A 3984-nucleotide genomic window follows, 5' to 3' on the forward strand; every position below is an offset into this window, starting at 1 on the left:
TCCACTTTTTGCTGACGATTTACAAGTTTTACCTGGTAAAACACCATTAGCGTCTTTGATTGATTCCTCCATGAATTCACGAACGATCAAAGCATTAGTTCCTTTATTAGAAACCTTTTTTTCTAAATCAGTTCCTTCAAAATTAATCTCTTCAATTTCTTTACCTTCTAAAATTAATTTCTTTTGGTCTTCTAATGATACCGTTCTTTTGCTAATTCCATCTTCTTGAAACTTTGTTTTAATTTTCATAACCTGAAAATTGCTCAAGTAAGGAGGGATATTGTTTACCGCTTCTTCATAAGTGTAGGCAAATGTTGGTAATCCGTCTTCACATTCAAAAAGCTGAAACGTATTATGATCAATTACATCAGTAGGAGTTGCTGTCAATCCTAAAGTAATTGTATTGAAATAATCTAAAATTTCTTGATATGTGTTGTAAATACTTCTGTGACTTTCATCTATTATAATCAAATCAAAAAAGTGAGGAGACAATGATTTTTTTTCATTTCTTATAATATTCAGCATCGTTGGATAGGTAGAAATATAAATCCTTCTATCTGCTGAAATTTCTTTTTCTCCTTGATTAGGCCATCTTGGTTCATTAGGCAAGTGTTCTTTGAATGCTTCTAAAGTTTGATCTCTTAGTGCAATTCTATCTACTAAAAATAAAACTCGTTCTGCCCAACCCGATTTCATAAGTGTTTCAACTAATGCAATACAAGTTCTAGTTTTACCCGTTCCTGTTGCCATGATTAGTAAAAACTTACGCCTTCTTTTTTCAATGGCTTCCATAACAGCTCTAATAGCTGCAATTTGATAGTCTCTACCTGCGATTTTTGTATTAATTAATTCACCAACTAGAGATTTACGCGCTTTTTTGATATATAAATATCGCTCTAAATCATCACGAGTTGGAAAACCATAAACTTTTTTAGGTGGATAGTTTTCTAAATCCCAATAATAAATATCATTGCCGTTAGTGTAAAAACAGAATGGTAGTAGTCCTGTTTTCTTTTGTATGTTATAACAATATTGTTTGGCTTGTTCTCTTCCTATTGCAGCATCAACAGCTGATTTTTTAGCTTCAACAACAGCTAATGGCTTACCATCTTTACCTAGCAAAACATAATCACTATATTGATGTCCAGCGTAAGGAGTTGGAGCTTCTTTTACTAGATTTTCATCAATAATAATATCGAATTCTTCTACTACTTGAGTTCTATCATTGATATTCCAACCCGCTTGTTTCAAGCGATTGTCTATGATTTCTTTGCGAGTATGTTTTTCGTTTTTCAAGTTAAAATATCATTATTTTAATTAAAGTTCCTAAAATTAATAAACTTATTTATATTATATACTAAAATAAATTTTATCGATTTATTAAATATTAAATGCTTTCTCCATTAGTTCCTGTTCACTCCTTGGAATACCTATTTTAGCTGCTATTTCTTTCCATTGACTTACACTTTTCATGACTTCATGGATTATAGCTTCCATTTGTTCGTTGTTTAATCTAAAATACTCACCTACTTCTTTAGCCAGTTCAAAATCTAATGCATTGTTATTGGTGTCGATGTTGAGTGCCAAACCGTCTTTGTCTATTGATGGGTTTAGGTCGTAGGCTGGTGATAAAATCCAACCTTCATTGGTTAGTATAAAACCGTGATTTCGTAAATGGTCGTCGGTATTGGAAATGGCTATATTGAAAATTATTCTTCGCCATAATTGGTGTAAGTTGTCTTCTATATTTGTTCCATAATTACTAATAAATTCCGCTAAATCTAAATAACTAGCTGTATTGTCGCGAATGGTATCTTCGTTATTACTGGTCATGGTCATTGCTGATGCAAAATGAATGCGTTCGCCCTTTTCGCGATCAAAGCGTTTGGTAAAAAAGGTATTGTAATTCCCTGCAATTTTTTCAATTCTGCACGGTGCCATATTGATTCCAGCATTAGTGGCTAATAGGTATGCTAGGTATTCCCAAGCTGCTTTGTCGATGGTATCGTTTTTTGAAGGAAATTTAGCAATCCAAAGTTCTTTATTTTCGTCTAAAATGTTCGCCTTCGGTCTTGCACCTCCCAATGAAGAACCCGGAGCCATTAATATGGCCAACCATTTTTTAGCCTCTTCATTATTTTCATCATTTTCAAAACTATTGGCTGCCTGTTGCAATTCTCTAACTGAAGACCATGGTGGTGTAGGCGTTTCGTTATTGTTATCTAAAAATGGCTCATCCAATTTTTTTTTGAATCGTAAAGCCCCCATACGACTTTCATCATACACGCCTAATAAATAATCGATATCATATAAAGTTGCTGCCTTTTCATTATTCTCTTTTGCCTGTTGCGCTACTCGTCGTTTCATTAGTGTTCTTCCCCAAGTGTCGGGCATACTGTCTAAGAAGACTCCGAAATTTTCTTTACCATTCGGAAATTGTTGTCCGCTATATAATTGAATATCTGGATCTAGTAGGAATTGATTTCCGGATTTAAGCCATTGTTTATCATATTCAAAACTAAAGGCTTTCTTTCTTTTTGCAAAGTGTGCAGAAAGTGTACCAATAAGCTGAGGTTCGGGCATTCCTACCCAATGCGCGTAAACGTATATGTCGATTTTATTTTGTGCCATTTGATTAACTATTTCAAAGGTCTAGGCTTCGACAAGCTCAGCCTGACAAAATTTTAATTTACTATTTTGGTCTCGACTCCGCTCGACCTGACAAGTGATTTGCTATTTTAATAGTTCTAAATCTTGTAATTTTCTACCTAATTCATCATCAGCCGCTAGTTTCAGAAAATCATCTTGTAGACCTAATACTCTGAGCACATTAAAATAAGCTCCGATAGCTACACTAGGATTTCCTTTTTCTATTTGGTATAAAGTAGTTCTCACAATATCTGCTCTTTCAGCCACTTGTACAGCTGTTAACTTACGTCTTTTTCTAGCCAACTTTATATTTTCACCCATTTGTTCTAATATGATTAGATGCTTTGGAAATATTGTTTGTTTCTTTCTACTCATTTTTACAAATGTTCATTAATATGAACAAAACTAACATTTTTGTATAAAATAACAAACATTTTTGCTTGTTATTTTTCTTTATGAGTATCATCTGAAGTATTACCTATTTTCAATTTGATTGATTTATTATAAGCTTGTGCTATATTTATATCTTATTTTGACATTACCCGAACCATATAGGATTTCAAATTATATAATTCAATTAAGTTTTCGTCTTCCCCTTCTAATTGTCCAATTTCAATAAATGCGATATCATTAGCAAAAGATTTTTCACCTATTAGATGTTCGATATGAATGTAAACCGCTTCTCGAAGTCTTGGGTTGTCTTTGTGGACTATGTAGTTTTTGAGTAACACTTTTATTCCTAAATCGGTTGGTTTGTTTGGGTTTTCTATTGGGATGAAATACATTTCGCTTATTCGTAAAGTTATGCCGTAATAGTCAAGTGGTTTGTCGGTGCCGTTTTCGTATTTGGTTAGGTTGGTTTCGGGTTGAAGGAATGCGGTTATTTTCCAACGTTCTACAACTGGTGCATGATGGACTAGTAATTCTACTTCTTTGAAAAGATAAGGATTTCCGTTGGCTGTGATGATTAATTCTGCACCATTATTTTTGTTTTTGATGATGAGGTCAAGGTCTTTGTTGTATTGGTGCAGTATTTCGATTAGGTTGTCGAAATGGGTTTTAAGTTCGTCATTTGGGATTTCGTTTAGGAGTAGGAAAACGAAGTTGTTTTGTTGGAAGTAGTTCCAGAATGTTGTTATTTTTTTCATGTTGTTATTTTTTTTAACCGCAAAGAGCACAAAGAAGGCACGAAGTTCACAAAGCTTTGTTATCTCTTGTCTGGTGTTGATTTATCATATGCAATTAGGTTCACCATCTCACGTAAGCGACTTCTTACTCGGTTGCCGTAGTGCTTTTCTATTTCGGTGGCGGATAGGTTTGTGGTTATGTGGGTTT

General features: G+C 33.8%; 4 protein-coding genes and 1 pseudogene. All 5 read right to left on the reverse strand.

The annotated features are described in order from the left end of the window. Positions 1-1296: DEAD/DEAH box helicase family protein (locus B4I81_RS02195; RefSeq protein WP_291106922.1), on the reverse strand; the 1296-nt coding region annotated here is incomplete at its 3' end. An 84-nt stretch (positions 1297-1380) separates the two neighbouring features. After that, positions 1381-2631: a type II toxin-antitoxin system HipA family toxin gene (locus tag B4I81_RS02200; RefSeq protein ID WP_291106925.1), complete on the reverse strand. Its 1251-nt coding sequence runs from the start codon at positions 2629-2631 to the stop codon at positions 1381-1383. 102 nt (positions 2632-2733) lie between these two features. Next, positions 2734-3024, reverse strand: coding sequence for a helix-turn-helix domain-containing protein (locus B4I81_RS02205; RefSeq protein ID WP_291106927.1), 291 nt, complete (start codon positions 3022-3024; stop codon positions 2734-2736). Between the two features lie 152 nt (positions 3025-3176). Further along, positions 3177-3797, reverse strand: coding sequence for a hypothetical protein (locus B4I81_RS02210; RefSeq protein WP_291106929.1), 621 nt, complete (start codon positions 3795-3797; stop codon positions 3177-3179). Between the two features lie 59 nt (positions 3798-3856). Continuing rightward, positions 3857-3984, reverse strand: a pseudogene (locus B4I81_RS02215) (ATPase); the annotation flags it as partial.

Source organism: Flavobacterium sp. UBA6195, assembly GCF_002422095.1.
Lineage (GTDB): Bacteria > Bacteroidota > Bacteroidia > Flavobacteriales > Flavobacteriaceae > Flavobacterium.